28 protein-coding genes and 1 pseudogene are annotated in these 26,103 nt (G+C 68.8%); 22 read left to right on the top strand and 7 right to left on the bottom strand.

Annotated features, from left to right (window positions below; all coding sequences use genetic code 11):
• Positions 1 to 17: 17 nt before the first annotated feature.
• From CTP10_RS20310 to CTP10_RS20295, 4 genes are all read right to left on the bottom strand, one after another.
• Positions 18 to 974, bottom strand: coding sequence for a Bug family tripartite tricarboxylate transporter substrate binding protein (locus CTP10_RS20310; protein ID WP_116319826.1), 957 nt, complete (start codon positions 972 to 974; stop codon positions 18 to 20).
• 73 nt (positions 975 to 1,047) lie between these two features.
• The gene (locus CTP10_RS20305) at positions 1,048 to 2,202 is read right to left on the bottom strand and encodes an L-talarate/galactarate dehydratase (RefSeq protein WP_116319827.1); all 1,155 of its coding nucleotides are present in this window, start codon (positions 2,200 to 2,202) and stop codon (positions 1,048 to 1,050) included.
• 2 nt (positions 2,203 to 2,204) lie between these two features.
• Complete coding sequence (glxR, locus tag CTP10_RS20300) at positions 2,205 to 3,086, bottom strand: 2-hydroxy-3-oxopropionate reductase (RefSeq protein WP_116319828.1); 882 nt, start codon at positions 3,084 to 3,086, stop codon at positions 2,205 to 2,207.
• Positions 3,087 to 3,140: 54 nt separating this feature from the next.
• Positions 3,141 to 3,947 carry an HpcH/HpaI aldolase family protein gene (locus CTP10_RS20295; protein ID WP_116319829.1) on the bottom strand — a complete coding sequence of 269 codons (807 nt, stop codon included), beginning with the start codon at positions 3,945 to 3,947 and terminating at the stop codon, positions 3,141 to 3,143.
• 243 nt (positions 3,948 to 4,190) lie between these two features.
• Between CTP10_RS20295 and CTP10_RS20290 the strand changes: the two are divergent.
• The 6 genes and pseudogenes from CTP10_RS20290 to CTP10_RS20265 all read left to right on the top strand — a co-directional run.
• Positions 4,191 to 4,376, top strand: a pseudogene (locus CTP10_RS20290) (TauD/TfdA family dioxygenase); the annotation flags it as partial.
• A 156-nt stretch (positions 4,377 to 4,532) separates the two neighbouring features.
• On the top strand, positions 4,533 to 4,814 hold the full coding sequence (locus CTP10_RS20285) for a hypothetical protein (protein ID WP_116319830.1): 282 nt from the start codon (positions 4,533 to 4,535) through the stop codon (positions 4,812 to 4,814).
• A gap of 143 nt (positions 4,815 to 4,957) precedes the next feature.
• On the top strand, positions 4,958 to 5,155 hold the full coding sequence (locus CTP10_RS20280; RefSeq protein WP_116319831.1) for a hypothetical protein: 198 nt from the start codon (positions 4,958 to 4,960) through the stop codon (positions 5,153 to 5,155).
• A gap of 119 nt (positions 5,156 to 5,274) precedes the next feature.
• The gene (locus CTP10_RS20275) at positions 5,275 to 5,796 is read left to right on the top strand and encodes a hypothetical protein (protein ID WP_116319901.1); all 522 of its coding nucleotides are present in this window, start codon (positions 5,275 to 5,277) and stop codon (positions 5,794 to 5,796) included.
• 148 nt (positions 5,797 to 5,944) lie between these two features.
• Positions 5,945 to 7,168: a phosphoglycerate dehydrogenase gene (gene serA, locus CTP10_RS20270; RefSeq protein ID WP_116319832.1), complete on the top strand. Its 1,224-nt coding sequence runs from the start codon at positions 5,945 to 5,947 to the stop codon at positions 7,166 to 7,168.
• A 205-nt stretch (positions 7,169 to 7,373) separates the two neighbouring features.
• Positions 7,374 to 7,724 carry a hypothetical protein gene (locus CTP10_RS20265; protein ID WP_233528136.1) on the top strand — a complete coding sequence of 117 codons (351 nt, stop codon included), beginning with the start codon at positions 7,374 to 7,376 and terminating at the stop codon, positions 7,722 to 7,724.
• Positions 7,725 to 7,762: 38 nt separating this feature from the next.
• Here the strand turns inward: CTP10_RS20265 and CTP10_RS20260 are convergent, their stop codons facing one another.
• Complete coding sequence (locus CTP10_RS20260) at positions 7,763 to 8,758, bottom strand: Bug family tripartite tricarboxylate transporter substrate binding protein (RefSeq protein ID WP_116319834.1); 996 nt, start codon at positions 8,756 to 8,758, stop codon at positions 7,763 to 7,765.
• A 313-nt stretch (positions 8,759 to 9,071) separates the two neighbouring features.
• Here CTP10_RS20260 and CTP10_RS20255 point away from each other — a divergent pair, with 313 nt between their 5' ends.
• The 15 genes from CTP10_RS20255 to ccmI all read left to right on the top strand — a co-directional run bounded on the left by CTP10_RS20255 (position 9,072) and on the right by ccmI (position 23,160).
• Positions 9,072 to 11,822 carry a LuxR C-terminal-related transcriptional regulator gene (locus CTP10_RS20255; RefSeq protein ID WP_271815874.1) on the top strand — a complete coding sequence of 917 codons (2,751 nt, stop codon included), beginning with the start codon at positions 9,072 to 9,074 and terminating at the stop codon, positions 11,820 to 11,822.
• Positions 11,823 to 11,960: 138 nt separating this feature from the next.
• Positions 11,961 to 12,125 carry a periplasmic nitrate reductase, NapE protein gene (napE, locus tag CTP10_RS20250; RefSeq protein WP_029044694.1) on the top strand — a complete coding sequence of 55 codons (165 nt, stop codon included), beginning with the start codon at positions 11,961 to 11,963 and terminating at the stop codon, positions 12,123 to 12,125.
• Between the two features lie 85 nt (positions 12,126 to 12,210).
• Positions 12,211 to 12,537, top strand: a complete 327-nt coding sequence (locus tag CTP10_RS20245) for a chaperone NapD (protein WP_116319836.1) — start codon at positions 12,211 to 12,213, stop codon at positions 12,535 to 12,537.
• A complete protein-coding gene (gene napA, locus CTP10_RS20240) occupies positions 12,534 to 15,029 on the top strand; it encodes a periplasmic nitrate reductase subunit alpha (RefSeq protein WP_116319837.1) in 2,496 nt (831 codons plus the stop codon). The genes CTP10_RS20245 and napA overlap by 4 nt, the downstream gene beginning before the upstream one ends.
• Positions 15,030 to 15,054: 25 nt before the next feature.
• Positions 15,055 to 15,585 carry a nitrate reductase cytochrome c-type subunit gene (locus tag CTP10_RS20235; protein ID WP_116319838.1) on the top strand — a complete coding sequence of 177 codons (531 nt, stop codon included), beginning with the start codon at positions 15,055 to 15,057 and terminating at the stop codon, positions 15,583 to 15,585.
• Between the two features lie 42 nt (positions 15,586 to 15,627).
• Positions 15,628 to 16,215 (top strand): cytochrome c3 family protein, encoded by a 588-nt coding sequence (locus tag CTP10_RS20230; RefSeq protein WP_116319902.1) that lies wholly within the window; start codon positions 15,628 to 15,630, stop codon positions 16,213 to 16,215.
• A gap of 3 nt (positions 16,216 to 16,218) precedes the next feature.
• Positions 16,219 to 16,869 carry a cytochrome c biogenesis heme-transporting ATPase CcmA gene (ccmA, locus tag CTP10_RS20225; protein ID WP_442875238.1) on the top strand — a complete coding sequence of 217 codons (651 nt, stop codon included), beginning with the start codon at positions 16,219 to 16,221 and terminating at the stop codon, positions 16,867 to 16,869.
• Positions 16,866 to 17,543, top strand: coding sequence for a heme exporter protein CcmB (gene ccmB / locus CTP10_RS20220; RefSeq protein ID WP_116319839.1), 678 nt, complete (start codon positions 16,866 to 16,868; stop codon positions 17,541 to 17,543). The genes ccmA and ccmB overlap by 4 nt, the downstream gene beginning before the upstream one ends.
• Complete coding sequence (gene ccmC / locus CTP10_RS20215) at positions 17,540 to 18,316, top strand: heme ABC transporter permease CcmC (protein WP_116319840.1); 777 nt, start codon at positions 17,540 to 17,542, stop codon at positions 18,314 to 18,316. The genes ccmB and ccmC overlap by 4 nt, the downstream gene beginning before the upstream one ends.
• Positions 18,313 to 18,474, top strand: a complete 162-nt coding sequence (ccmD, locus tag CTP10_RS20210; protein ID WP_116319841.1) for a heme exporter protein CcmD — start codon at positions 18,313 to 18,315, stop codon at positions 18,472 to 18,474. Before ccmC ends, ccmD begins: the two co-directional genes overlap by 4 nt.
• On the top strand, positions 18,471 to 18,941 hold the full coding sequence (gene ccmE / locus CTP10_RS20205) for a cytochrome c maturation protein CcmE (RefSeq protein ID WP_116319842.1): 471 nt from the start codon (positions 18,471 to 18,473) through the stop codon (positions 18,939 to 18,941). Before ccmD ends, ccmE begins: the two co-directional genes overlap by 4 nt.
• On the top strand, positions 18,938 to 20,965 hold the full coding sequence (locus CTP10_RS20200) for a heme lyase CcmF/NrfE family subunit (RefSeq protein ID WP_116319843.1): 2,028 nt from the start codon (positions 18,938 to 18,940) through the stop codon (positions 20,963 to 20,965). Before ccmE ends, CTP10_RS20200 begins: the two co-directional genes overlap by 4 nt.
• Entirely contained in the window at positions 20,962 to 21,504 is a 543-nt protein-coding gene (locus CTP10_RS20195; protein WP_116319844.1) for a DsbE family thiol:disulfide interchange protein, read from the top strand. Before CTP10_RS20200 ends, CTP10_RS20195 begins: the two co-directional genes overlap by 4 nt.
• Positions 21,497 to 21,964, top strand: a complete 468-nt coding sequence (locus CTP10_RS20190; protein ID WP_116319845.1) for a cytochrome c-type biogenesis protein — start codon at positions 21,497 to 21,499, stop codon at positions 21,962 to 21,964. The genes CTP10_RS20195 and CTP10_RS20190 overlap by 8 nt, the downstream gene beginning before the upstream one ends.
• The gene (ccmI, locus tag CTP10_RS20185) at positions 21,961 to 23,160 is read left to right on the top strand and encodes a c-type cytochrome biogenesis protein CcmI (RefSeq protein WP_116319846.1); all 1,200 of its coding nucleotides are present in this window, start codon (positions 21,961 to 21,963) and stop codon (positions 23,158 to 23,160) included. Before CTP10_RS20190 ends, ccmI begins: the two co-directional genes overlap by 4 nt.
• A gap of 3 nt (positions 23,161 to 23,163) precedes the next feature.
• Here the strand turns inward: ccmI and CTP10_RS20180 are convergent, their stop codons facing one another.
• Both CTP10_RS20180 and kbl read right to left on the bottom strand, forming a co-directional pair.
• Positions 23,164 to 24,120: an L-threonine 3-dehydrogenase gene (locus CTP10_RS20180; protein WP_116319847.1), complete on the bottom strand. Its 957-nt coding sequence runs from the start codon at positions 24,118 to 24,120 to the stop codon at positions 23,164 to 23,166.
• Positions 24,120 to 25,319, bottom strand: a complete 1,200-nt coding sequence (gene kbl, locus CTP10_RS20175; protein ID WP_116319848.1) for a glycine C-acetyltransferase — start codon at positions 25,317 to 25,319, stop codon at positions 24,120 to 24,122. Before kbl ends, CTP10_RS20180 begins: the two co-directional genes overlap by 1 nt.
• Positions 25,320 to 25,442: 123 nt before the next feature.
• Between kbl and CTP10_RS20170 the strand changes: the two genes are divergently transcribed.
• A complete protein-coding gene (locus CTP10_RS20170) occupies positions 25,443 to 26,039 on the top strand; it encodes a helix-turn-helix domain-containing protein (RefSeq protein ID WP_116319849.1) in 597 nt (198 codons plus the stop codon).
• Positions 26,040 to 26,103 lie beyond the last annotated feature (64 nt).

Genomic DNA, 26,103 nt, shown 5'->3' with positions numbered 1-26,103 from the left:
CCCCGGGATCAGCGGCCTCAGTCAGCCGTGATCTTGCCCACCTCGATCACCTTCTTCCAGCGCGCATACTCCGACGCCTGGAACGCCGTGAACTGCTCCGGCGTATTGGCGACGATCTCGAAGCCCAGGTCGAGCAGCTTGGGCTTGACTGCCGGGTCATTAAGCGCCGCGACCACGGCGGCATGCAGCTTGGACTTGATCTCCGGCGGCAGCCCCTTGGGCGCGGCCACGGCCTGCCACGAGTAGACCGTCACGCCCTTCACGCCCGACTCTTCCATGGTCGGCACGTCAGGCAGGATCGGCGAGCGCTTGCTGCTGGTGATGGCCAGCGCGCGCAGCTTGCCGGCCTTGATATGCGGGATCGCGGTGTTGATGTTCATGAAGGTGGCATCGACCTGCCCGCCCAGCAGGTCATTCAGCGCCGGCGCGCCGCCCTTGTAGGGCACGTGCAGGCCGGTGGTGCCGGTCTGCTGCCAGAACAGCTCGGCGGTCAGGTGGTCGCTGGTGCCGTTGCCCGCCGAGGCAAAGGTCATCTTGTTGGGATGCGCCTTCTCGTAGGCAATCACGTCCTGCAGGCTCTTGTGCGGCGAATTGGCGGGAACGGCCAGCACGTTGGGCGCCTGCACCGCCACGCTGATGTAGTCGAAATCCTTGAGCGGATCGTAGCCGGCGTTCCTGGTCAGGTGCGGGCCGATCACGAACGGGCCCAGCGAAGACACGAACACCGTGTAGCCATCGGCCGGCGCGCGCTTGACCATGGCGGCGCCGATCATGCCCGCCGCGCCCGGCTTGTTGTCGACCACGAAGCTGCCGCCGAACTGCGCCTGCATCTTGGCGCCCAGGATGCGGGCGACGTTGTCGCTGGAGCCGCCCGCGGGGAACGGCACCAGCAGCGTGACGGGTTTTTCCGGCCAGGCGGCGTGCGCGGTGGCCATGGCTGCACCGAGCAGCAGGGATGCGATCAGCTTTTTCATGGGTTGTCTCCTGTGTGCTGTGCGTCTTGTGTCTTGTGTCTTGTGCTTGTGTCTGGTATGTCGTGCTTGCGGCTTACGGCTGCTGGCCGAATTCCGCCTGCTGGCGCGTCCAGGCCCTGGCCTGTTCGCTTAGGCTCAGGCCCAGCCCCGGCGCGGTCGGCACCTGGATGCGGCCGTTGCTGATCTGCAGGCGCTCGTTGAACAGCGGCTCGAGCCAGTCGAAATGCTCGACCCACGGCTCGCGCGGATACGCCGCGGCAAGGTGCACGTGCAGCTCCATCGCAAAATGCGGCGCGAGCATCAGGCCTGCGTGCTCGGCCAGCGCCGCCACCTTGAGGAAGGGCGTGATGCCCCCTACCCGCGGCGCATCGGGCATCAGGTAGTCGGCGGCGCGGTGGCGGATCAGGTCCCAGTGCTCGGCGGCGCTGGTCAGCATTTCGCCGGTGGCGATCGGGGTGTCGAACTGCGTCGCCAGCGCGGCGTGGCCCTCGTGGTCGTAGGCGTCGAGCGGCTCTTCGATCCACACCAGGTTGAACGATTCAAAGGTGCGGCACATGCGCTGCGCGGTCGGGCGGTCCCATTGCTGGTTGGCGTCGACCATGATCGGCACCGCGTCGCCCAGGTGCTCGCGCACCGCGGCCACGCGCTTGATATCGAGCGCGCCGTCGGGCTGGCCCACCTTGAGCTTGATGCCGCCGATGCCGCGCTCGACCGACGCCGCGGCATTGACCATCAACTGGTCCAGCGGGGTATGCAGGAAACCGCCCGAGGTGTTGTAGCAGCGCACCGCATCGCGATGAGCGCCCAGCAGCTTGGCCAGCGACAGGCCGGCGCGCCGGGCCTTAAGGTCCCACAGCGCCACGTCGAAGGCACCGATGGCCTGCGTCGACAGGCCGCTGCGGCCAACCGAAGCGCCCGCCCAGCACAGCTTGTCCCACAGCCGCGCGATATCGCTCGGATCCTCGCCGATCAGCGCCGGCGCAATCTCCGCCGCGTGCGCGAACTGGCCGGGGCCGCCTGCGCGCTTGCTGTAGCTGAAGCCCAGCCCCTCGTGGCCGTTGGCGGTGCGGATCTCGGCGAACAGGATCGCCACCTCGGTCATCGGCTTCTGCCGGCCGGTCAGCACCTTGGCGTCGCTGATCGGCGTGGCCAGCGGCAGGTAGCTGGAAGACAGCCGGATCCAGGCGATGCTGTCGGCGGGTTGGCTGGAGGTCGTGGTTGCAGTCATGTTCAGGATCCGATTTCGTGGTTGGCCATCAGCTCCAGCGCGCGCACCATTGCGGAATGGTCCCAGCCAGCGCCGCCATGGCTCACGCACGCGTTGAACAGCTCCTGGCAGGTCGCCGTATTGGGCAGCGACAGGCCCATTTCGCGCGCATTGGACAGCGCGAGGTTCAGGTCTTTCTGGTGCAGCCCGATGCGGAAGCCGGGCTCGAAGGTGCGCTTGATCATGCGTTCGCCATGCACCTCCAGCACCTTGGACGAGGCAAAGCCGCCCATCAGCGCCTGGCGCACGCGCGCCGGGTCGGCGCCGGCCTTGGCTGCGAACAGCAGCGCCTCGGCCACGGCCTCGATGTTCAGCGCCACGATGATCTGGTTGGCGACCTTGGCGGTCTGGCCGGCGCCGTTGTCGCCGACCAGCGTGATGTTCTTGCCCATCAGCTCGAACAGCGGCCGCACGGCCTCGAAGGTGGCTTCGGGCCCGCCCACCATGATCGAGAGCGTGCCGTTGCGCGCACCGACCTCGCCGCCGGACACCGGCGCATCGAGGTACTGGCAGCCCAGCGCATTGATGCGGCTGGCGAATTCCTTGGTGGCGATCGGCGAGATCGAGCTCATGTCGACCACGGTCTTGCCCTCGCCCAGGCCAGCGGCGATGCCGTCTTCGCCGAACAGTGCCGCTTCCACGTGCGGGGTGTCGGGCACCATCAGGAAGATGACGTCGGCGCCCTGCGCCACTTCGCGGCCCGACGCGCAGGCGATGCCGCCCAGGTCCACCAGCGCCTGCGGCGCGCCACTGCGGCTCGACAGCCTGACTTCATGCCCGCCGGCGATCAGGTTCTGCGCCATCGGGCTGCCCATGATGCCAAGACCAATGAATCCGAGTTTCACGTTTTGCTCTCCTTGCGTTCGGTACGGTTCGGTGTTGTATGTAGCCAGGCGGGCTTAGTAGCCGCCGCTGTCGGGCGCCGGTGCTGCGGTCTGCTGTGACTGTCCGGCGCGCATCTCGGCCATGACCTGCTGCGCGCCCGCGGCCATCAGCCGCGCATCGGAGCCCACCGTGACGAAGCTGAAGCCTTGCCCGATGCGGCGCAATGCGGCCGCCGGCGCGCCGTTATGAACGCCCGCGACCCGCCCCTTCGCCCTGGCACGGGCCACCACGTGCTCGATCGCCTGTGCCACGGGCGGGTCGACGTCATCGAAGGTAGGCCGGCAGCCCAGCGCGAGCGACAGGTCGGACGGGCCGATATAGACGCCGTCGAGCCCGTCGACCGACAGGATCTCGTCCAGGTTTTCCAGCCCCTGCCGGGTCTCGATCATCGCCAGCACCACCACGGTGTCATTGGCATGCTGCGCGTAGTCGGCGCCGCCATACAGCAGCCCGCGGATCGGCCCGAAGCTGCGCGCGCCCAGCGGCGGGTAGCGCGTGGCGGCCACCAGGCGCTCGGCATCGGCGCGGGTGTTGACCATCGGGCAGATCACGCCGTATGCGCCGGCGTCGAGCACCTTCATCAGGATGCCGGGCTCGTTCCACGGAACGCGCACGACCGGCACGGTGTCCGTGGTCGAGATCGCGGTCAGCAGCGCCAGGGCATCGGCATAGTCGAGCGCGCCGTGCTGCAGGTCGACGGTCAGCGAGTCCCAGCCCTGGTGGGCCATGGTCTCGGCGGCAAAGGCACTGGGGATGGACAGCCAGCCATTGACCACGGCCTGGCCTGCCGCCCACATCTTCCGGATCCGGTTCTCGCGCATCTTGGGTCTCCGCAGGGCTAACGTAATACGTTGTCGTACAACATTTTACGAGGTTACGGCAAAGATTGTGCTGGGGATTACCCCGGTATCGTCAAGCTATCTGGTGCGCGATGTGCCATATGGTGCCCCTTACCTCCGCAAATTTGGCCGGCGTAAACCGTTATCCCTGCTCAGATCCTCTTGGTGTGATTTGCTCAATGTCATAGGATGACTGATGACGAAAACGCGCCGAACACCTCAAACAGCGTTGCATTCTGGGACAACCGCGCCACCGCGCACCTGGCGCCGTCCGATATCTTCGACCTCGATTTCGACCGCGAGCTGTACCGCGTGACGCTGGTGGGCGATGTGCCGGTGGGGCCGGACGGCAAGCCTTCGACGGCGATCGAGGGCGACCCGGTACTGGCGGCGCACGGCGCGGCGAGCTAGCGGGCCGGTGGCCAGCCTTCACACACGAACCTGGCCGCCGATTAACAATCGATTACACCCGCGGACCGGGAGCTCGACTATGCTCCCGTGGCCCGCACGATGCCGCGACACATCCGTCTGCCGCGCGCCGTACGGCACCGACGACCGGAACTTCCCATGCACCGCCTCCCCGCCCTTCCCCTCGTTGCCGCCGCGCTGCTCGCTGCGGCCTCAGGCATCGCCCATGCGCAGCACGTTACCGGCGGCATGGGCGAGCCTGTCAGGATCGGGGCATTCTCCGCGCCGGGGGAGCGCATCGACGGCGAACGCCGGCTGACTGCGCCTCGCGCGTCCGGCCAGGCCAGGACCGGGCTGGCACGCCGGCAAGGCACCGCGGGCCAGGCAGTCCGTCCAACCGGCGCGCCGCCCGCCCGGCTGCCGGGCCGGCACCTGCCCTAACGCGGCCCGGATATTCCCGCACGCATCCGAGGCGCCATGCCCGGCGCCGGGAGCGGCTCGCCTATTCACCATTCCTTACAATTGACGACAGGTCGACGCATTATCCTCGTGCGCATTTGGATCCCCACAACAAGGAGAAATCGATGAAATCCGTCCTGGCCCTGCTCGTCGCCTGTAGCGCCCTGCTCGGCGGCTGCGTGGTTGCCCCGTATGACAGCTACGGCGGCGGCGCCGGTCCCGGCTGCCCGCCGGGCCAAGCCAAGAAGGGCAACTGCCGCGTCGACCAGTACGGCAACGAGTCCTTCTGCCCTCCGGGACAGGCCAAGAAAGGCCGCTGCTGATCGTCACGGCAGCGCCCGGCGTCCCCACGTACCGGGCACCTGTTGCGCCGGCCATCGCACTGGCCGGAGAATGGCGGATGCGGGCATGACGCCCGCAGGAGAACGCCATGCAGCTTCGCATGCAACTTCGGCTGGCCGGCCGCCTTTGCGCGGCCGCATGGCTGGCCGGCACGCTGGGGGGCTGCGCCACGCTGCAGCCCGTACAGACCGGCCAGAAGTTGATCGGCAGCCCGGAAAGTGCCGTACAACAGACTTTCGGGCCACCCACCGAGACCTTCCGCCTGGCCAACGGCACCACCCGCTGGCTGTGGTCGCGCCAGCCCTTCGGGCATGAGGTCTACGCCGCCGATTTCGATGCCGGCGGCAGGCTCACCAGCTACCGCCAGATGCTGACCGAAACGGAGGTCTACCGTGCCCAGGTCAATGTCTGGACCAAGAAAGACATGCAGGAGCATTTCGGCCTGCCCCGCGAACCCATCCAGTACTACCCCCTGATGAAGCGCGAAGCGTGGTCGTGGCGGATGTACAAGGACGGACTGCAGAGCGCGCATTTCAGCGCCTACTTCGATGACGGCGGGGTGCTGCGCCAGACCATGATCATCGTCGACCCGCTCGGCGGCGACTCGCGCCGCTCGCGCTGAACCGGCACGGGGCAACGCACGGGCGCATTGCCCCCGGCACGGCGGTGCCAATGCCGGTGTCATTGCCGGCAGCAGGGACTCCCCGGGGCCCGTGCCGTTTTGCGCGCAGAATGGAGGGTATACCCATCCCTCCAGGCGGAAAACGAACGTGACCACTGCAATCCTGCTCGAGAACATCCACCAGAGCGCCAACGCACGGCTGGCTGAAGCCGGCCTTCAGGTCGAGCGCCGTGCCGGCGCACTGGCCGGACCTGAATTGCGCGAAGTGCTGGCCAGCCACGATGTGGTCGGCATCCGCTCGGCCACGCACCTGCGCGGCGACGATATCCGCAGCGCCCCGGGCCTGCTGTCGATCGGCTGCTTCTGCATCGGCACCTCGCAGGTCGACCTGGAGGCCGCCACGCACGCCGGCATCCCGGTATTCAACGCGCCCTTTTCCAACACGCGCTCGGTGGCCGAACTGGTGGTGTCCGAAGCGGTGATGCTGCTGCGCCGGATCCCCGAGAAAAACACGCTGGCGCATGCCGGCAAGTGGGCCAAAGGGGCCAGCGGCGCCTTCGAGGCGCGCGGCAAGACCATCGCCATCGTCGGCTACGGCAATATCGGCTCGCAGGTCGGCGTGCTGGCCGAGTCGATGGGCATGCGCGTGGTCTACTACGACGTGCTGGCGCGGCTGTCGCACGGCTCCGCGCGTGCCGCGGGCTCGCTCGAGGAAGCGGTGTCGCAGGCCGAGGTCGTGACGCTGCACGTCCCGGCCACGCCGCGCACGAAGAACATGATCGATGCCAGCGTGCTGGCCGCGTTCAAGCCCGGCGCGATCCTGATCAATGCCTCGCGCGGCAGCGTGGTCGACATTGCCGCGCTGGCCGAGGCGCTGCGCGAAAAGCGCCTCGGCGGCGCTGCCATCGACGTGTTCCCGCAGGAGCCCAAGACCAACAATGATCCCTTCGTGAGCGAGCTGCAGAACCTGCCCAACGTCCTGCTGACCCCGCACGTCGGCGGCAGCACCGAAGAGGCGCAGGAGAATATCGGCGCCGAGGTCGCGGCCAAGCTGGCGCACTTCCTCGCGACCGGCGGCACCATCGGCGCGGTGAACTTCCCCGAGGTCGATCCGGGCCCGCTGCAGGCACCGGCGCGACTGCTCAACGTGCATGGCAACGCGCCGGGCGCGCTGGCCGCGCTCAATACGCTGCTGGCGCAGGAAGGGGTCAACATTACCGGCCAGCACCTGCAGACGCGCGGCACCACCGGCTATGTGGTGACCGATCTCGACCGCGTGCCATCCGAGCAGCTGATGCAGGCGCTGCGCACGCACGCCGGTTTCGCACGCTCGCGCCTGATCCTGCGGCAAGGCACTGGCGAGGCTGGCTGAACCCGCCCAGGGCGCCTTCGCGCCCTGCGCTCCGCTCGCCGGAACAATAGTCACAGCATTGTTCCAAATCTCTGGAAACGGCTATTGCGGCCACTATCATCAAGCGGCGCATGTACTGTCCCTTCCAGTCGTGCAGTGGCAGCACCGCATTGCTCGGGGGCTTGCATCCGCACCACACCGACAGCGGAGTGATGACATGAGATCAATGAAACGAAGCGGGGCAGTTCCCGGCATCACCGGGCAGCTGATAGCGGGTGGAGTCCTGGCGCTGGCGCTGGCCGGCATCGCGGCGGCGCAAACGGGCACGATCAGGTTTCGCGGCGCCATCGCCAATCCGTCATGCGGCTTCGCGCCTGCGGCGACACAAGTGCAGGCGCGCTGCATCGATGCATCGGGACGGACGGTCTCGGCGCCAGTGCCGATGAAGCCGGTGCGCGCCAGCGCGCATGCGCATGTCGCCACGGCAAAGATGCGCGTGGAGCCGGTGTTCCGCAGCCTGCTTGGCGGGCGGCGCGGCAAGCCGGACGGCTACGTGATGGTGGTGACTTACCAGTAGGCGTGTCATACGGGCGGCACGGCCGCCCGTTCTTTCGTTCAATCGAGCCGGATATCGGAGGCGCGGATCGCCTCGGCCCAGTAGGCCTGCTCCTGCTTCACCACCTCGGTGAACGCCGCCGGCGATGACCCCTTCAGCGAGATGCCAAGTTCGACCATGCGCGCGCGCAGCTCGGCGTTGGTCAGCACGCGATTGACGTCGACCGACACCTTGTCGACGATGGCGCGTGGCGTTCCCGTCGGCGCGAACAGGCCGATCCATCCCTGCCGCTCCAGGCCCGGCACGCCGCCCTCCTGGAACGTCGGCACGTCGGGCAGCAGCGGCGAGCGCGCGTGCCCGGCAACGGCGATCACCTTGAGCTTGCCGGTGCGCGCATGCTGGCGCGCCGACACCGCGGCCACCATGCCGGCAGGCAGCTGGCCGCCGAGCAGGTCGTTGAGCATCGGCCCCTCGCCCTTGTAAGGCACGTGGGTCAGCTGCACGCCCGCGTTGCGGCCGAAGATCTCCATGTAGAGGTGCCCGCTCGAACCCAGCCCGTACGAACCGTACGGCAGCGGCTTGCCAAGCTTGCGGATGTAGTCGACCAGTTGCCTGACATTGGCCGCGGGCACGTCCGGCTGCACCACCAGCGCGAGGTGCGACGTCGCCAGTTCCGAGATCGGCGCGAAGTCGCGCACCGGGTTGAAGGTGGCCTTGGTATAGAGGCTGGGCGCCTGCACCAGCCCGGTCAGCGCGAACAGCAGCGTATAGCCGTCGGGGTCGGCCTTGGCCACCATGTCGGCACCGATCATGCCGCCGGCGCCGGGCCGGTTGTCGACCACCACCGCCTTGCCCCACGCCTTGGCCAGGCCATCGGCGATGGCGCGCGCGGCCACGTCGCCGGTGCCGCCCGCGGCGTACGGCATCACGATACGCACCGTGCGCCCCGGGTAGGCCGCGCCCTGCGCGCGTGCCGTCCAGCCGGTGCCTCCCAGTGCCGCGCCCGCGACGCCAAGACCCAGTTGCCGCAGTACCCTGCGCCTGCCTTGCTGCATTGCTTGTCTCCTTGGTTTCCTGTCATGGGCCGGCGGCATCCGGACAGCGCCCGTGCCGGCCTGTGCTGCGCCACGCTGCCGGCCGGCCTCTGCGGGCCGCTCCGGGGAGGTGTCGGTATTGAACCCTGCTGCGCACCCAGCGGGAGTGCGGGCCACTTTAGGCGCAGCGCGCGGCAGTGTCGTCCATCGAAAGAAGCAAAATCCCGCCCGCGGCCAAATTCGTCCAAACGAACTAGGACGCAACCCTGAGGCACGTGGAAGAATCGGCCCCACTCCAGCCCCCGCCCGCGCTCCGGGCGCCCCAGGATCGTCCTTGCACCTGCCTGCCCTTCATGCCACTTCCGGTGCTGTCCCGGCCCGGCCCGCCGTCCTTGCCTCCAAGCTCGCCCCGCCGGTGGCGCATGCGACGATGCTGCACCGCCCGCATCTGGTGGCGCAGATGGCCGAGGCGCGCGCGGCACGCGTGATCGTGCTGCGCGCCGCCGCCGGCTTCGGCAAGACCACGCTGATGCAGCAGTACGCCGCGCATTGCGCGGCGCAGCATCACGCGGTCGCCTGGCTGCGCCTGGATGCCGGCGACAACGACCTGGAGCGCCTGCTGGTGCACCTGGAATCGGGCCTGGCGCCATTGCGCGGCCCGCGCGGGGGCACTGCCGAGCCGGGTGCCAGCGGGCCGCGGCTGGCGCATACCCTGCTAGAGCGGGTGGGCAACGCATCACAGCCGTTCGCGATCGTGCTGGATGACCTCGAAACGCTGCATGGCGCGCCCGCGCTCGACTTTTTGCAGCAGCTGATCGCGGCGCTGCCGCCGTGCGGCACGCTGGTGGCCGGGTCCCGGGCGACGCCGGAGCTCGGGCTGGGCCGGCTGCGCGCGCGGGGCCAGCTGCTGGAGATCGCACCGGCGGCGCTGCGCTTTTCGCTACAAGAGACCTCCGGGCTGCTACGCGACCGCTGCGGCCTGCCGCTGCGCGACCACGACATCGCCACGCTGCATCGCGGCACCGAGGGCTGGGCCACCGCGATCTACCTCGCGGCGCTGTCGCTGCAGCAACGCAGCGACCACGCGGCCTTTGTCGCCGCGTTTTCCGGCACGCACCTGGAGCTGGGCGAGTTCCTTGCCGAAGACATCCTGGCGCGGCAGTCCGATGCCTGCCGTGCCTTCCTGCTCGATACCAGCGTGCTCGGCCAGCTCAGCGCACCGCTGTGCGATGCGCTCACCGGCCGCGGCGACGCGCGCCAGATGCTCGATCACCTCGAACGCGCCAACCTGTTGCTGTTCCCGCTTGATGCCGAGCGCAACTGGTACCGCTACCACCGCCTATTCGCCAGTTTCCTGCAGCACCGGCTGTCCGCGCAGGCACCTGGCCGCGCGCCGCAGCTGCATCTTGCCGCCGCACGCTGGTACCTGGCCAATGGCTACCCGGTGGCGGCCGTGGATCACCTGCTGCAGGCCGGCCACCACGACGAGGCGCTGGCCGCGATCGCCAGCGAATCCGGCACGCTGCTGGCCACCGGCCGCGTGCGGCTGCTGCTGCGCTGGTTCGACCAGGTGGCACCGGCGGCGCTGGCGCAGCAGCCCGCGCTGGCGCTGACGCGCGCCTGGGCCCTCCTGCTCAACCGCCGCCACGGCGAGGCGATGGCGGCGGTCGAGCCCGTCCTGGCGCAGGGAGCGGATGCCGATACCGGCCTGGCCGTCGAGGCGCAGACACTGCACTGCGTGGTGCTGGCCATGGCCGACCGGGTCCACGCCTGCCGCGACGCCGCCGCAACCCACCTGCACCGGCTCGCGCCCGATGACAGCTTCCAGTACTGCATCCTGGCCAACTCGCTGGCCTATGCGCTGATCTGCACGCACCGCTACGACGAGGCCCGCAGCGTGCTGTCGCGCGCGATGCAGCGTGCGCCACGCCCGCTGCCGATGCGCGGCATCACCGACAGCCTGGAAGGCGTGATCGACCTCGTGGAAGGCCGGCTCGGCAATGCGCTGGCGCGCTTTCGCGCAGCCTCCGGCGGCAGCTGGGGCGGCTGGAGCGCGGCGCCCGGCGAAGTCACTGGCGGCAAGCCTTCCAGCGACATCTGCCGGGCGCAGGCGCTGTACGAACACGACGCCGTCGACGAAGCCGCGCGCCTGCTCGCCGACGCGCTGCCCTACAGCAAGGGCAATGGCCCGCCCGACGCACTGATCGCCTGCCACGTGCTGAGCGCCCGCGTAGCGCTGTTGCGCGGCGACCGCGGCCAGTGGCTGCAACGCCTGGCCGAGCTGGAGCAGCTCGGCCAGCAGGCCAACGTCGCACGCGCGGTGTGCTCGGCGTGGCTGGAGCGCGCGCGCGTCGCCACGCTGGAAGGCCGGCTAGAAGCCGCCGCGCAGGCGGTGCGTGCCGCGCAGCTCTACGGCGCCTGGGAAGCCGACGACGCCGCCGGCCACGCCAACGATATCGAGCGGCCCACCGTGGCGCGCTGCCGCCTTGCCATCGCGCAAGGCGAGTTCGCGCAGGCTCGCGACCTGCTTGAGCCCGCCATCGCCGCTGCGCTGGCGCACCAGCGCTACTGGCGCCTGATCCGCCTGCGCCTGCTGCGCGCCGCCGCTCTCGACGGCCTGGGCCAGCGCGAGGCGGCACTGCAGGATGTCACCGAGGCACTGCGGCTGGCGAGCCATGAAGGCTTTGTGCGCAGCTTTTTGGACGAAGGCGAGCGCGTGGCCGCGCTGCTGCGCGACTGGGCCGCCACGCACCTGCAGCAAGCCGCGGCGCTGGGCGTGGCGGCGCCGTTCGTGGCCGGCCTGCTGGCGCGGCTGGGGCAAGGCCCGGATGCCGGTACGCAGGCAAGCGCGCTGGCGGCCGAACCGCCCACGGCCAGGGCAGGATCGGCCGATCCGCTGACCGCGCGTGAACTCGAGGTGCTGCACATGCTGTCGGCGGGATACCGCAATCGGGTTATCGCGCAAAAGCTGTTCGTCTCGGAACTGACGGTCAAGTCGCATCTGCGCCGCATCCATGCCAAGCTGGGCGCGCAGAGCCGCACCGAGGCGGTCGCGCTGGCGCGTGCGCGCGGGCTGATTGCGTAGGACATTGCATCAGGCCTTGCCCAAGCCGCCAGAACGCCGCACGAGTGCAGTCTTGACACCTTCGACTGCGCTACCTTTAATGGTGTTACGCATCAGGTGCATCGCCCTGACCATGTTCACCGATTACGTCGAGCCATGATGGAAACCGGGGAAGTCCACGATCCGCAGCGCAAGAAGGAAGAACTGCGCAGCTTCCTGTTCCTGACCGCCGTGATGGTGCCGGTGTTGTCCGTCATCGTCGTGGCAGGCTATGGGTTCATTGTCTGGATGACCCAGCTGGTCAGCGGCCCCCCGACGCACTAAACGCGTGGCGCGCCATGGGCGCGATGTTTTTAGATAAAAACAAGCTGCAGCACAGACTGAAACGGCATTGAACCGGAGCTTCCGCATGCCCGCAGCCAGATGTGCGATCCCCATCCAGCCGCTGCCCGCCAGCGACGAGTGGCATATTGCCGGCATCGTCGTGCATGCGCATCCGGCCAGCGTGGCGCAGGTACGCAGCGCCATCGAAGCCATTACCGGCGCCGAAGTCCACGCCGCCAGCGATGCCGGCAAGCTCGTGGTCACCATCGAAGCGCCCACCTCGCGCGCCATTGCCGCGAACCTCACCTACCTCCACCAGCTCCCCGGCGTGCTGTCGGCCGCGCTTGTCTACCAGCACAACGAAGACGCCGAAGCCATGAGCGAGACCATCTACGAGGAGGGCGCAAGATGAACATCTCACGCCGCGATTTCATCAAGCAGACCGCTGTCGCCGCGACGGCATCGGTGGCCGGCGTCACGCTGCCGGCCGGCGCCGCCAACTTTGTCACGGACAGCGAGGCCACCAAGCTGAAATGGTCCAAGGCGCCGTGCCGCTTCTGCGGCACCGGCTGCGGGGTCACGGTCGCGGTCAGGGACAACAAGGTCGTCGCCACGAATGGCGACCCGCAGGCCGAGGTCAACAAAGGGCTGAACTGCGTCAAGGGCTATTTCCTGTCGAAGATCATGTACGGCCAGGACCGGCTGACCAAGCCGCTGCTGCGCATGAAGAACGGCAAGTACGACAAGAACGGCGAATTCGCGCCGGTCACGTGGGAGCGGGCCTTTGACGAGATGGAGCAGCAGTTCAAGCGCGTGCTGAAAGAGAAAGGCCCGACCGCGGTGGGCATGTTCGGTTCGGGCCAGTGGACCGTGTGGGAAGGCTATGCCGCGTCCAAGCTGTACAAGGCCGGCTTCCGCTCCAACAATATCGACCCCAACGCGCGGCACTGCATGGCTTCCGCGGTGCAGGGCTTCATGCGCACCTTCGGCATGGACGAGCCGATGGGCTGCTACGACGATTTCGAAGCCGCCGATGCCTTCGTCCTGTGGGGCTCGAACATGGCCGAGATGCATCCCATCCTGTGGACCCGCATCACCGACCGGCGCCTGAGCCACCCGAAGACGCGCGTGGCGGTGCTGTCCACCTTTACGCACCGTTCCTTCGACCTGGCCGACATCCCAATCATCTTCGCGCCGCAGACCGACCTGGCGATGATGAACTACATCGCCCACTACATCATCAAGAACAACAAGGTCAACAAGGACTTCGTCAACAAGCATACGGTCTTCAAGGAAGGCGTGACCAACATCGGCTACGGCCTGCGTCCGGAGCATCCGCTGCAGAAGGCGGCCAAGAACGCGGCCGATCCCGGCGCCTCGCGCCCGATCACGTTCGACGACTTCGCGCGCTTCGTGGCCAAGTACGACGCCGATACCGTCAGCAAGCTGTCGGGCGTGCCCAAGGCCAAGCTCGACCAGCTTGCCGAGCTCTATGCCGATCCCAACGTCAAGGTGATGTCGCTGTGGACCATGGGCTTCAACCAGCATACGCGCGGCAGCTGGGCGAACAACATGGTCTACAACCTGCACCTGCTGACCGGCAAGATCGCCACGCCGGGCAACAGCCCGTTCTCGCTGACCGGGCAGCCGTCTGCGTGCGGCACCGCGCGCGAGGTGGGCACCTTCTCGCACCGGCTGCCGGCCGACATGGTGGTGACCAATCCCAAGCACCGCGAAGAAGCCGAGCGCATCTGGAAGCTGCCGGCGGGCACCATCCCCGACAAACCGGGCTTCCACGCCGTGCTGCAGAACCGCATGCTCAAGGACGGCAAGCTCAACGCGTACTGGGTGCAGGTCAACAACAACATGCAGGCAGCGGCCAACCTGATGGAAGAGGGCTTGCCGGGCTATCGCAATCCTGCCAACTTCATCGTGGTGTCAGATGCCTACCCCACCGTCACCGCGCTGGCCGCCGACCTGATCCTGCCCAGCGCGATGTGGGTCGAGAAGGAAGGCGCCTACGGCAATGCCGAGCGCCGCACGCAGTTCTGGCACCAGCTGGTCGATGCGCCCGGCGAGGCGCGCTCGGACCTGTGGCAGCTGATGGAGTTCTCCAAGCGCTTCAAGGTGGAGGACGTCTGGCCCGCCGACCTGATCGCGAAGAAGCCGGAATACCGCGGAAAGACACTGTTCGACGTGCTCTACCGCAACGGGCAGGTCGACAAGTTCCCGCTCAAGGAAGTCAGCGCCGAGTACAACAACGCCGAGGCCAAGGCCTTCGGCTTCTATGTGCAGAAGGGACTGTTCGAGGAATACGCCACCTTCGGTCGCGGGCACGGCCATGACCTGGCGCCGTTCAACGCCTACCATGAGGCGCGCGGCCTGCGCTGGCCGGTCGTCAACGGCAAGGAAACGCGCTGGCGCTACCGCGAAGGCAGCGATCCCTATGTCAAGGCCGGCACCGGCTACCAGTTCTACGGCCACCCCGACGGCAAGGCGGTGATCTTCGCCCTGCCCTACGAGCCGCCGGCCGAATCGCCCGACAAGGAATACCCGTACTGGCTGGTCACGGGCCGCGTACTCGAGCACTGGCATTCCGGCTCGATGACGCGCCGCGTGCCCGAGCTGTACCGCGCCTTCCCCAACGCGGTGGTGTTCATGCATCCGGAAGATGCCAAGGCCATGGGCCTGCGGCGCGGCGTGGAAGTGGAAGTGGTGTCGCGGCGCGGGCGCATGCGCTCACGCCTGGAGACCCGCGGGCGCGACGCGCCGCCGCGCGGGCTGGTGTTCGTGCCGTGGTTCGACGCCAGCCAGCTGATCAACAAGGTAACGCTGGACGCGACCTGCCCGATCTCGCTGCAGACCGACTTCAAGAAGTGCGCGGTCAAGATCGTCAAGGTCTAGCACGGCCGATACAACAGGAGACGCCATGAAACCGAGTCGATCCTGGCTGCCACTGCTGGCCTTGCTCACGCTGCTGCTGGGGGTCCTGGCGGCATTGCCGCTGCCGGTGCGCGCGCAGCAGCAACAGCAACAAGGGTTGGTCGATGCCATGCGCGGGAACACGCCTATCGGCAACGAATCGAAGGCCCCGATCATGTACCCGACCGAGAACAAGGACATCCGCCGCAACCGCAACTACACCATGCAGCCGCCGACGATCCCGCACAAGATCGACGGCTACCAGGTCGACAAGGATTTCAACCGCTGCATGTTCTGCCACGCGCGCACCCGCACCGAAGAAACCCAGGCGATCCCGGTCAGCATCACGCATTACATGGACCGCGACAACAACGTGCTGGCCGATGTGTCGCCGCGCCGCTATTTCTGCACGCAATGCCATGTGCCGCAGGCGGACGCCAAGCCGCTGGTGGGCAATACCTTCATCGATGTCGAGCAGATGCTCAAGCGCAAGCCCGGCGCCAAAGGAGCGGCCGACACCAAGGGAGCGGCCAAATAGCAGCGCCCGGCCCCGACAACAACCTCATTGCGGATGCGCGCCATGCTCGACCTGCTCAAGCGCTACTGGCGGACCATCAACCGGCCCAGCGCGTATTTCAGCCTGGGCTTCCTGACGCTGGGCGGCTTTATTGCCGGCCTGGTGTTCTGGGGCGCGTTCAACACCGCGCTGGAACTGACCAACACCGAGCAGTTCTGCACCGGCTGCCACGAGATGCGCGACAACGTCTATCAGGAACTGCAGGGCACCATCCACTTCACCAACCGCAGCGGCGTGCGCGCCAAATGCTCGGACTGCCACGTGCCGCACAACTGGACCGACAAGATGGCGCGCAAGATGCAGGCGTCCAAGGAGGTCTGGGCCAAGATTTTCGGCACCGTCGACACGCGCGAAAAATTCCAGGCGCACCGGCTCACGCTGGCGCAGCACGAATGGGCCCGCTTCAAGGCCAACGATTCGCTGGAATGCCGTAACTGCCATGACTACCAGTCGATGGACTTCACGCGGCAGAGCCCGCGCGCGCAGGCCATGCACTCGACCTACCTAGCCAACAAGGAAAAGACCTGCATCGACTGCCACAAGGGTATCGCGCACCACCTGCCGGACGTATCCAAGGCCGAGGAGAAATGACGCGTGCAGCAACCCGTTGCCCGGCCCGGTTGGATCCCGCCCGCGCTGAGCGGTGAAGGGCTGGGCCTGTCGCGCGCCGGCCGCCCGGTGCTGCGCGGCCTCGACCTGTCGCTGTCGCCCGGTTCGCTGCTGCAGGTACTGGGCGCCAACGGCAGCGGCAAGACCAGCCTGCTGCGCGTGCTGTGCGGCCTGGCCATGCCGGACGAAGGCACGCTGCACTGGCACGGACGGCCGCTGCGCACGGGCGACCCCGCCTACCTGCAGGCGCTGGCCTATGTCGGCCATGCCAATGGCATCGACCCGGACCTGAGTCCAACGGAAAACCTGCGCTTTGCCGCGCGCATGGCCGGCGCCGATGATGCGGGCGCGGTCGACCGTGCCCTCGCAGCGCAGGCGCTGGAGCGCGTCGCGCACACACCAGTGCGCGCGCTGTCGCAGGGCCAGCGCCGGCGCGTGGCGCTGGCGCGCTTGTCGCTGGCGCGGCGCGCGCTGTGGCTGCTTGACGAACCGGTGGCGGCGCTGGATGCCGACGCCTGCGCGCGCTTCGACGCGCAGCTCGACGCGCACCTGGCAACGGGCGGCATGGCGGTGATCGCCACCCACCAGTTGCTCGGCGCCGGCGGCGCGGTGCTGCGGCTGGAGGCGCCGGCATGACCCGCACCCTCGCCGCCATCGTCGCGCACGACGTGTCGCTGTCCTGGCGCCGGCGCGGCAGCCTGCTCGGCAGCGTGGTGTTCTTTGTCATCGCGGCCAGCCTGTTCCCGCTGGCGATCGGCCCCGAGCCGCAGCAGCTGCGCGCGCTGGCGCCCGGCATCCTGTGGGTCACGGCGCTGCTGGCGTCGATGCTGTCGCTGTCGCGGCTGTTCGCGCAGGAGCATGCGGATGGCAGCCTTGACCAGCTGCTGCTGTCGCCGCATCCGCTGGCGCTGCTGGTGCTGGCCAAGATTGCCGCGCACTGGCTGACCAGCGGCCTGCCGCTGTTGCTGCTGACGCCATTGCTGTCGCAGCAGTACGGGCTGCCGTGGAGCGCGTCGCTGCTGCTGTCGGCCTCGCTGCTGGTCGGCACGCCGGCGCTGAGCCTGATCGGCGCGGTGGGCGCCGCGCTGACGCTGGGCGTGCGCGGCGGCGCGGTGCTGCTGTGCATCCTGGTGCTGCCGCTGTGCGTGCCCGTGCTGGTATTCGGCGCCAGCGCCGCGGCGGCCGCCGATGCCGGGCTCGACGTCGTGCCGCAGTTCTCTCTGCTGGGCGCGTGCCTGGCACTGTCGCTGTTCCTGTGCCCGCTGGCCACCGCCGTCGGGCTGCGCATCGCCATGGAGACGCCGGCATGAGCCAGCCGCTGCCTTCGCTGCACTCGGCCGAGGCGCCGCACCCGCGTAGCGGCGGCCGCTGGATGGCTTTTGCCGCGCCAGTGCGCTTCTATCCGCTGGCGGGACGCATGGTGCCCTGGTTCTTCGCCGCGGCGGCGGTGTTCGCTCTGGCCGGCCTGTGGGTCGGCTTTGCCGTGGCGCCCACCGATGCGCAGCAGGGCGAGGTCTACCGCATCATCTTCATCCACGTGCCGGCGGCATGGATGTCGATGTTCATCTACCTGGTCATGGCGGGCTACTGCGCGCTGGCGCTGGTGCTGCGCACGCGGCTGTCGTCGATGATGGCATCGGCACTGGCGCCCACCGGGGCGCTGTTCACGGCGCTGGCGCTGTGGACCGGCGCGCTGTGGGGCCAGCCGACCTGGGGCACGTGGTGGGTCTGGGATGCGCGGCTTACCTCCGAACTGCTGTTGCTGTTCCTGTACCTGGGCTTTATCGCGCTGGAATCTGCCATCGACGAGCCGCGCCGCGCCGAGCGCGCCTGCGCGGTGCTGGCGCTGGTGGGCGTAGCCAACATCCCGGTGATCTACTTCTCGGTGCAGTGGTGGAACACGCTGCACCAGGGCGCTTCTGTCAGCCTGACCGCGGCGCCGTCGATGGCGGCCACGATGCTGGCCGGCATGCTGCTGATGACGCTGGCATGCTGGATGTACACCATCGCCGTCGCGCTGGTGCGCGTGCGCTGCATCCTGCGCGAGCGCGGCGAGGCACCAGTCAACGGAGAGACATCATGAGCCTGTCGTCGCTGTTGCCGAATGTGCTGCAATACGGGCACCACGGCATCTTCATCGCCGGCGCCTTCGGCATGACCGCGCTGCTGCTGGCGCTGGAACTGGTGCTGCTGGCGCGCCGCAGCCGCGCCAGCGCGCAACAGGCCGGCACGCGCCGATGACGCCGCGCCAGCGCCGTTTCGGCATGCTCGCCGCGGCCCTGGCCTGTGGCGGCATCGCGCTGGCGCTGGTGCTCAATGCCTTTCGCTCCAACCTGGTGTTTTTCTTCAGCCCGAGCCAGGTAGCCGCGCAGGAGGCGCCGGTGGCGCGCAGCTTCCGGCTCGGCGGACTGGTCGAACCCGGCTCGATCCGGCGCGAAGGCGACGGCATGACCGTGCGCTTCGTCGTCACCGACACCGCGCGGCAGGTGCCGGTGCGCTACCGCGGCCTGCTGCCCGACCTGTTCCGCGAGGGCAAGGGCGTGGTCGCGCGCGGCAAGCTGGAAGCCGACGGCACCTTCGTCGCCAGCGAGGTGCTGGCCAAGCACGACGAGAACTACATGCCGCCCGAAGCCGCCGATGCGCTGAAGCAGGCTGAACAGGTGAACCGCCGCATGGCCGGGGCGCCGGCGCAGGGAGCGCGCCAATGATTGCCGAGCTGGGACATTTCGCGCTGATCGTCGCGTTGCTGGTCGCGCTGGTGCAGGCAGTGGTGCCGCTTGCCGGCGCGGCGCGCGGCAGGCTGGCGTGGATGGCAGTGGCACGGCCGGCGGCGCGCGTGCAATGCGCGCTGGTTGCAGCGTCGTTCGCGGCGCTGACATGGAGCTTCGTCGCCAACGACTTCAGCGTGCGCTATGTCGCCGCCAACGCCAACAGCGCGCTGCCGCTGGCCTACCGCATGGCAGCGGTATGGGGCGGGCATGAAGGCTCGATGCTGCTGTGGACGCTGATGCTGGCGCTGTGGTCGCTGGCGGTGGCGCACTACAGCCGCCAGCTGCCGCTGGCCGCGGTGGCTCGCGTGCTGGGCGTGATGGGCGCGATCAGCGCGGGCTTCCTGCTGTTCCTGCTGTTTGCCTCCAACCCCTTCGTGCGGCTGCTGCCGCCGGCAATGGCCGGGCGCGACCTCAATCCGCTGCTGCAGGACCCGGGCATGGTATTCCACCCGCCGCTGCTCTACATGGGCTATGTCGGCTTCTCGGTGACCTTTGCCTTTGCCGTGGCGGCGCTGCTGGCCGGGCGCGTCGATGCCGCCTGGGCGCGCTGGTCGCGGCCGTGGACCACGGTGGCGTGGGCGTTCCTGACGCTGGGCATCATGCTGGGCAGCGCGTGGGCGTACTACGAACTGGGCTGGGGCGGCTGGTGGTTCTGGGACCCGGTCGAGAACGCCTCGTTCATGCCGTGGCTGGCCGGCACCGCGCTGATGCATTCGCTGGCGGTCACGGAGAAACGCGGGGCGTTCCGCGCGTGGACCGTGCTGCTCGCCATCTTCACGTTCTCGCTGAGCCTGCTCGGTACCTTCCTGGTCCGCTCCGGCGTGCTGACCTCGGTCCACGCGTTCGCGGTCGATCCGAAGCGCGGCGTCTTCATCCTGGCCCTGCTCGGCCTCGTCACCGGCATCGCGCTGGCGCTGTACGCATGGCGCGCGCCGCGCTTGTCGCGGCGTGTCGAGTTTGCCGCGATCTCGCGTGAATCGCTGCTGCTGGCCAATAACGTGCTGCTGGCGGTGGCGGCGGCAACGGTGCTGCTCGGCACGCTCTACCCGCTGCTGGTCGATGTGCTGGGGCTGGGCAAGATCTCGGTCGGCCCCGCTTACTTCGAGCAGGTGTTCGTGCCGCTGATGGCACCCGCGGTGCTGCTGATGGGCGCGGCGCCGCTGGCGCGCTGGCGCCATGGTGGCCTGCCCGACATGGCGCGGCGGCTGCGCTGGGCCGGCATCGCCAGCGTGGCCATCGGCCTGGGGCTGTTGCTGGTGCTTCGCAACGCCTCCGCCATGACCGGGCTGGGGCTGCTGCTGGCGGCGTGGTGCGTGCTGAGCGCGGTGGCGAGCCTGGCGGCACGGCTGCGCCACCAGCAGGGACGCCGGCTCGTTGCGCTGCGCCAGCTCGCGCCCAGCTACTGGGGCATGCTGCTCGCGCACGCCGGCGTCGGCATCTTCATCGCAGGCGTGACGCTGGTCACCGGGCAGGAAAGCCTGCGCGAACTGCCGATGCGCGCGGGCGATACCGTCAGCGTCGGCGGCTACGACTTCCGCTTCGCCGGCGTGAGGCAGGCCGCCGGCCCCAACTACGACGCGCTGCGCGGCACGCTGACCGCATCGCGCGACGGCAAGCGCGTGGCGGTGCTCCATCCCGAACGGCGCATCTACCGCAGCCAGGACATGCCAACCACCGAAGCCGCGATCGACAGCGGCCTGACGCGCGACCTGTACGTGGCGCTGGGCGAGAACGTGGCCAACGGCGTCGACGGCAGCGCCTGGGCCGTGCGCATCCACGTCAAGCCCTTTGTCGACTGGATCTGGGCTGGCTGCGTGCTGATGGCGCTGGGTGGCCTGCTGGCGGCGTGTGACAAGCGCTACCGGCTGCGCCGCCTCGCCGCGGCCGAAGCCGCTCCTGCGCCTGCGAATGCCCCTGCCGCGCCCGCACTGGCCTCCACGCGCGAGGAGACGCCGGCATGACGCGCTTCCTGCTGCCGCTCGCCGCCTTCCTCGCGCTGGCCGTCGCGCTGGCCGCGGGCCTGCGCCACGATCCGCGCGAGCTGCCCTCGCCGCTGGTCGGCAAGGCCGCGCCAGCCTTCACGCTGCCGCTGCTGGAGCCGGAAGGCCGCACGCTGGCGTCCGCCGACATGCGCGGCAAGGTGTGGCTGCTGAACGTGTGGGCGTCGTGGTGCGCGGCCTGCCGCACCGAGCACCCGGTGCTGGTCGACTTCGCCGCGCGCGCGCCGGTGCCGCTGTACGGCCTGAACTACAAGGACGAGGCCGGCGCCGCGCGCGACTGGCTGCAGCGGCTGGGCAATCCCTATACAGCATCGCTGGTCGATGCCGACGGGCGCGTGGGCATCGACTACGGCGTCTATGGCGTGCCCGAAACCTTTGTCATCGACCAGCAGGGCGTGGTGCGCTACCGCCAGGTCGGCCCGGTCACGCGCGAGGTGCTGGAGCAGAAGCTGATCCCGCTGATCGAGCGCCTGCAGCGGCAGAGAAGCGGCCATGCGTAGGCTACGGACAGCGCTAGCACTGTGGCTATGCTGCCTGTCGCTGCAGGCGACCGCAGCGCCGACCGAGGCAGAGCTCGATGCGCGCGTGCATGCGCTCTCCAACGAACTGCGCTGCCTGGTGTGCCAGAACCAGACGCTGGCCGATTCCAATGCCGACCTGGCCGTCGACCTGCGCCGCCAGATCCGCGAGCAACTGCGCGGCGGCGCCAGCGACCAGGCGGTCAAGGATTACCTGGCGCAACGCTATGGCGACTTCGTGCTGTACAAGCCGCCGCTGCGGCCGCTGACGTGGCTGTTGTGGTTTGGCCCGCTGCTTCTGGTTGCCGGTGTTGCCTGGGCGATCGTGCGCGCCCGCGCGAGGCATGGCGGCACGGACACTCCACTTGACGGCGGCGCACGGCGCGACCTGGAAAGCCTGCTCAACGACGCCGCCGATCCTGCCGCCCCCCGACAACCATGACGACCTTCTGGCTGCTCGCCGCCGCAACGATCACCACCGCCATGGCCGGGCTGCTGTGGCCGCTGCTGCGCCGCCACGCCCCCGCCGATCCCGCCATGCCGGAGCGCACGCTGCTGGTCGACCTGTACCGCGACCAGCTGCGCGAACTCGACGCCGACCTGCGTGTCGGTACGCTGAGCGCGGCCCGGCACGCGGAAGCCCGCGACGAACTCGGCCGCCGGCTGCTGGACGAGACCGCCGACACCGCCACCGGCACGCGCCGGGCCGGCACCTCGCCGCTGCTCGCCGCCACGCTGCTGGCGGCGTTGCCCAGCGCCGCCATCCTGCTCTACCTGCACCTGGGCAACCCGGTCGCGCTCTGGCGCGCCGACGACATGCCGCAAGCGACCGGCAGCCAGCACCAGCTCAGCGGCGCGCAGGTCGAAGGCATGGTCAACCAGCTGGCCCAGCGGCTGCGCGAAGCCCCGGCCGATCCCGAAGGCTGGGCCATGCTGGCGCGATCCTACGCTGTGCTGGAGCGGTATGCCGACGCCGCCGCGGCCTACGCCCGCGCCGTGGAGCTGGCGCCCGACGTGGCCTCGCTGCGCTCCGATTACGCCGATGTGCTGGCCAGTCTCAGCAATGGCTCACTGCAAGGTCTGCCAATGGCGGAGATCAGCCGGGCACTGGCGCTGGATCCGGATGACCCCAAGGCGCTGGCACTGGCGGCCAGCGCGGCGGTGGAACGTGGCGACACGGCAGCGGCGATCGGCTATTGGGAACACCTGTACCGGCTGCTGCCGCCGGACTCGCAGACCGCGGCACGCGTTGCCGCCAACCTTGCCGCGGCGCGCGGCACGTCCATCGCGCAGCCGGCGAGGATTACCGGCATGGTCACGCTCAGTGAAAAGGCGGGGCGCACGCCGCAGCCGGGCGACACCCTCTTCGTCTACGCCCTTCCTGTCGATGGCTCGCGCCTGCCGCTGGCGGTGCTGCGCCGGCAGGCGCGCGACCTGCCGCTGACGTTCACGCTGGACGACGCAATGGCGATGCGGCCCGACCGCAAGCTGTCGGGACACACGCAGGTAGTGGTGGAAGCGCGCCTTTCCGCGAGCGGCAATGCCATGCCGCAGTCGGGCGACCTGGTCGGGCGCAGCGGCCCGCTCGCGGTCGGCAGCGAAGGCGTGCGGATCGCGATCGACGCTGCCGTGCCGTAGCGCTCAGGCGGCCAGTGTCGCCCTCAGGTTGGCCAGCATGTCCGCGACCATTTCCTTCAGTCCGTACTGCGCCTTCCAGCCCCAGTCCGCGCGCGCCACCGAATCGTCGATCGAATCCGGCCAGCCTTGCGCGATCGCCTGGCGGTAGTCGGGCTCGTAGCGGATCTCGAAGCCGGGCACGTGCTCGCGGATCGCCGCGGCGATCTGCGCGGGCGTGAAGGTGGTGCCGGCGATGTTGTAGCTGCCGCGCTCGCCCAGCCGTTCGGCCGGCGCCTCCATCAGCTCGATGGTGGCGCGCAGCGCGTCGGGCATGTACATCATCGGCAGGGCCTCGTCTTCCTTCAGGAAGCAGGTGTAAGGCTCGCCCTTCACGGCTGCATGGAAGATGTCGACCGCATAGTCCGTGGTGCCGCCGCCCGGCGGCGTCTTGTGCGAGATCAGCCCCGGATAGCGCACGCTGCGCACGTCGACGCCATGGTTGGCGTGGTACCAGCGGCACCAGCCCTCGCCCGCCTGCTTGGAAATGCCATAGACGGTGGTCGGCTCCATCACGGTCTTCTGCGGCGTATCCACCGACGGCGTGGTCGGGCCGAACGCCGCGATCGAGCTGGGCCAGAACACGCGCTCCAGCCCGGTCTGCCGCGCCAGCTCCAGCACGTTGAGCAGGCTGGTCATGTTCAGGTTCCAGGCCCACTGCGGCGCTTTCTCGCCAGTGGCAGACAGCGCCGCCGCCAGCAGGTAGACCTGCGTGATCCCATGGCGCTCGACCACGGTGGCCAGATCGCCGCGGTCGGTGGCGTTGAGCATCTCGTGCGTGATGTGCACGTGGCGGCCGGTCGGCACCACATCGGAGGTGATGACGTTGGTGCGGCCGTAGCGTTCGGCCAGCGCCAGTGCCAGTTCCGAGCCGATCTGGCCGTTGGCGCCGACGATCAGGATTCTGGGAGTGCCGTCGGCCATCAGATCAGCCCCAGTTCGCGGCCGGCCTGGCCGAACGCATCCAGCGCCGCCTGCAGCGCGGCCTCGTCATGCAGCGCGCTCATCTGCACGCGGATGCGGGCCTGCCCCTTGGGCACCACCGGGTAGAAGAAGCCCACCACGTACACCCCCAGTTCCAGCAGCCGCTGCGCGAGCTGCTGCGCCTTGTCGGCGTCGTAGACCATGATCGGGATGATGGGGTGTTCGCCGGCCTTGACGTCGAAGCCCAGCTTGTCCAGGCCCGCGCGGAAAAACCTCGTGTTGCGTTCCAGCCGGTCGCGCAACTCGGTGCTGGCTTCGAGGATATCGAGCACCGCGACCGATGCCCCGACGATCGCCGGCGCCACCGTATTGGAGAACAGGTACGGGCGCGAGCGCTGGCGCAGCAGCGCCACCACTTCCTTGCGCGCGCTGGTAAAGCCGCCGGAAGCGCCGCCCAGCGCCTTGCCCAGCGTGCCGGTGATGATGTCGATCTTGCCGAACACACCGCGCAGCTCATGCGTGCCGCGCCCGCGCGCTCCGAGGAAGCCCGTCGCATGGCATTCGTCGATGCCCAGCAGCGCGCCGTACTCGTCGCAAATCGCGCGCATCTCGTCCAGCCGCGCGATGGTGCCGTCCATCGAGAACACGCCGTCGGAAAACACCAGCATGAAACGCGCGCCGTCCGCGCGCGCCTGCGCCAGCTGCACGCGCAGATCGTCGAGATCGTTGTGCTGGTAGCGGTAGCGGCGCGCCTTGCTCAGGCGGATGCCGTCGATGATCGACGCATGGTTGAGCGCATCGCTGATGACCGCGTCCTCGGCGCCCAGCAGCGTCTCGAACAGCCCGCCGTTGGCATCGAACGCGGAGCCGTAGAGGATGGTGTCTTCGGTGCCCAGGAACGCCGACAGCCGCGCTTCCAGCGTCTTGTGCAGGTCCTGCGTACCGCAGATAAAGCGCACGGAGCTCAGGCCGAAGCCATGCGTGCGCAGCGCCTCGTGCGCGGCCTCGATCACCTGCGGGTGCGACGACAGTCCAAGGTAGTTGTTTGCGCACAAATTGATCACCTCGCGGCCATCGGTGGTGCGCACCCGCGCGCCCTGCGGCGTGGCGATCACGCGCTCCTGCTTGAACAGCCCGGCCTCGCGGATCGTGTCGAGTTCGGTGCGGATGGATGCGTAGAATGCCTCGGCATTCGACATGGCTGGCTCCCGGTGGTGTGCAGTGGTGTGCTGGGGATGTGCTGTGGTGTGCTACGATTCGATCGATAAATCGAACACGTTCTTTATATCGAACGTTTTGCGCAATATAACGAACATCCATCCATGACGCAAGCCCCGCTCCAGGCCCCGCAGGCCGAGGGTCCGCCGGCCGTCGGCCTGGCGCTGCAGGCCTTGCGCCAGCAGCAGCGCCTGTCGCTCGACGAGCTGTCGCGCCGCGCCGGCGTATCCAAGTCGATGCTGTCGCAGATCGAACGCAACCTGGCCAACCCCACCGTAGCGGTGCTGTGGCGCCTGGCCAATGCGCTCGGCGTGAGCCTGACCGATTTCCTCGCCGGCGGCGCCGCGGAGCGCCCCGGGGGCGGCATCACCGTGGTCCAGCCGCACGCGATCCCGTCGCTGAAAAGCCCCGATACCCGCTGCGACCTGCGCATCCTGGGCCCGATCGATCTGGCCGGGCGCTTCGAGTGGTATGAGCTGACCATCCAGGCCGGCGGCGTGCTGGCCTCCGAGCCGCACGAGGCCGGCACGCAGGAACACCTGACGGTATTGGGCGGGTCGATGACGGTGCGCGCCGGCGCCGACGAGAAGAAGTTGCGGCACGGCGAGACCGCGCGCTATGCGGCTGATGTCGCACATGCGATCTCCAATGGCGGCAAGACCACTGCCACCGCACTACTGGTTGTAGTGCATCCGGGGTAAGGCGGGCAAGGGAGGCCGCGCCTCCACTCCTCTACTCCTCTACTCCTCTACTCCTCTACTCCTC

The organism is Cupriavidus sp. P-10, assembly GCF_003402535.2.
GTDB lineage: Bacteria > Pseudomonadota > Gammaproteobacteria > Burkholderiales > Burkholderiaceae > Cupriavidus.
This window is presented reverse-complemented; position numbering and strand designations above follow the sequence as displayed.

What these genes read in the sequence shown, in the direction of transcription:
- napE (WP_029044694.1), top strand. Translation starts at nt 11,961, where the DNA reads ATGGAAACCGGGGAAGTCCACGATCCGCAGCGCAAGAAGGAAGAACTG.
- CTP10_RS20170 (WP_116319849.1), top strand. Translation starts at nt 25,443, where the DNA reads ATGACGCAAGCCCCGCTCCAGGCCCCGCAGGCCGAGGGTCCGCCGGCC.
- CTP10_RS20235 (WP_116319838.1), top strand. Translation starts at nt 15,055, where the DNA reads ATGAAACCGAGTCGATCCTGGCTGCCACTGCTGGCCTTGCTCACGCTG.
- CTP10_RS20180 (WP_116319847.1), bottom strand. Translation starts at nt 24,120, where the DNA reads ATGGCCGACGGCACTCCCAGAATCCTGATCGTCGGCGCCAACGGCCAG.
- CTP10_RS20295 (WP_116319829.1), bottom strand. Translation starts at nt 3,947, where the DNA reads ATGCGCGAGAACCGGATCCGGAAGATGTGGGCGGCAGGCCAGGCCGTG.
- napA (WP_116319837.1), top strand. Translation starts at nt 12,534, where the DNA reads ATGAACATCTCACGCCGCGATTTCATCAAGCAGACCGCTGTCGCCGCG.
- ccmB (WP_116319839.1), top strand. Translation starts at nt 16,866, where the DNA reads ATGACCCGCACCCTCGCCGCCATCGTCGCGCACGACGTGTCGCTGTCC.
- kbl (WP_116319848.1), bottom strand. Translation starts at nt 25,319, where the DNA reads ATGTCGAATGCCGAGGCATTCTACGCATCCATCCGCACCGAACTCGAC.
- CTP10_RS20245 (WP_116319836.1), top strand. Translation starts at nt 12,211, where the DNA reads ATGCCCGCAGCCAGATGTGCGATCCCCATCCAGCCGCTGCCCGCCAGC.
- CTP10_RS20275 (WP_116319901.1), top strand. Translation starts at nt 5,275, where the DNA reads ATGCAACTTCGGCTGGCCGGCCGCCTTTGCGCGGCCGCATGGCTGGCC.
- CTP10_RS20190 (WP_116319845.1), top strand. Translation starts at nt 21,497, where the DNA reads ATGCGTAGGCTACGGACAGCGCTAGCACTGTGGCTATGCTGCCTGTCG.
- CTP10_RS20285 (WP_116319830.1), top strand. Translation starts at nt 4,533, where the DNA reads ATGCACCGCCTCCCCGCCCTTCCCCTCGTTGCCGCCGCGCTGCTCGCT.
- ccmE (WP_116319842.1), top strand. Translation starts at nt 18,471, where the DNA reads ATGACGCCGCGCCAGCGCCGTTTCGGCATGCTCGCCGCGGCCCTGGCC.
- ccmC (WP_116319840.1), top strand. Translation starts at nt 17,540, where the DNA reads ATGAGCCAGCCGCTGCCTTCGCTGCACTCGGCCGAGGCGCCGCACCCG.
- CTP10_RS20265 (WP_233528136.1), top strand. Translation starts at nt 7,374, where the DNA reads ATGAAACGAAGCGGGGCAGTTCCCGGCATCACCGGGCAGCTGATAGCG.
- CTP10_RS20310 (WP_116319826.1), bottom strand. Translation starts at nt 974, where the DNA reads ATGAAAAAGCTGATCGCATCCCTGCTGCTCGGTGCAGCCATGGCCACC.
- ccmD (WP_116319841.1), top strand. Translation starts at nt 18,313, where the DNA reads ATGAGCCTGTCGTCGCTGTTGCCGAATGTGCTGCAATACGGGCACCAC.
- CTP10_RS20230 (WP_116319902.1), top strand. Translation starts at nt 15,628, where the DNA reads ATGCTCGACCTGCTCAAGCGCTACTGGCGGACCATCAACCGGCCCAGC.
- CTP10_RS20280 (WP_116319831.1), top strand. Translation starts at nt 4,958, where the DNA reads ATGAAATCCGTCCTGGCCCTGCTCGTCGCCTGTAGCGCCCTGCTCGGC.
- ccmI (WP_116319846.1), top strand. Translation starts at nt 21,961, where the DNA reads ATGACGACCTTCTGGCTGCTCGCCGCCGCAACGATCACCACCGCCATG.
- CTP10_RS20260 (WP_116319834.1), bottom strand. Translation starts at nt 8,758, where the DNA reads ATGCAGCAAGGCAGGCGCAGGGTACTGCGGCAACTGGGTCTTGGCGTC.
- CTP10_RS20305 (WP_116319827.1), bottom strand. Translation starts at nt 2,202, where the DNA reads ATGACTGCAACCACGACCTCCAGCCAACCCGCCGACAGCATCGCCTGG.
- CTP10_RS20200 (WP_116319843.1), top strand. Translation starts at nt 18,938, where the DNA reads ATGATTGCCGAGCTGGGACATTTCGCGCTGATCGTCGCGTTGCTGGTC.
- CTP10_RS20195 (WP_116319844.1), top strand. Translation starts at nt 20,962, where the DNA reads ATGACGCGCTTCCTGCTGCCGCTCGCCGCCTTCCTCGCGCTGGCCGTC.